1 pseudogene is annotated in these 484 nt (G+C 33.1%); it reads left to right on the top strand.

Features of this window, described 5'->3' with window-relative positions:
- Positions 1–203: 203 nt before the first annotated feature.
- A pseudogene (locus tag AB3U87_RS22080) lies at positions 204–484 on the top strand (ImmA/IrrE family metallo-endopeptidase); the annotation flags it as partial.

The raw sequence follows: 484 nt of genomic DNA, 5'->3' as shown, positions 1-484 counted from the left end.
ATATAAGAAGTACATTAGTTTTGAAAGCAAATTGGGCATGTGATTTTAAGACTTTTGAAGAAACACTCAGTTTTATAACGACCAAAATTGAAGACATTGGAGTTTTTATTAATTTTAATGGAATCGTCGAAAATAATACTCATCGACCAATTAATGTTGATGCATGTAGAGGCTTTGTACTAGTGAATTCCTTTGCTCACTTTATGTTTATTAATGCTTCTGATGCAAAAGCAGCACAATTATTCACAATTATACATGAGTTAGCATATATTTGGCTTGGTACAAGCGCTGGGTTTGACAATCAAAATTGATTACCAGCAAATGATCCAATAGAAAGATTTTGTGTCGCAGTTGCAGCTGAGTTTTTAGTACCTGCAAGCTTTCTAATTGAATTTTGGAAAAACAAACCGGGAATTAATAATGCTAGTCGTTATTTTAAAGTGAGTCCTATAGTCATTGCTAGACGAGCAATGGATTTGGGATT

Origin of the sequence: Erwinia plantamica (assembly GCF_043420595.1) — a bacterium.
Lineage (GTDB): Bacteria > Pseudomonadota > Gammaproteobacteria > Enterobacterales > Enterobacteriaceae > Erwinia > Erwinia aeris.
The sequence above is the reverse complement of the archived record's forward strand: the minus strand, read 5'-3'. Positions and strand labels throughout refer to the sequence as shown.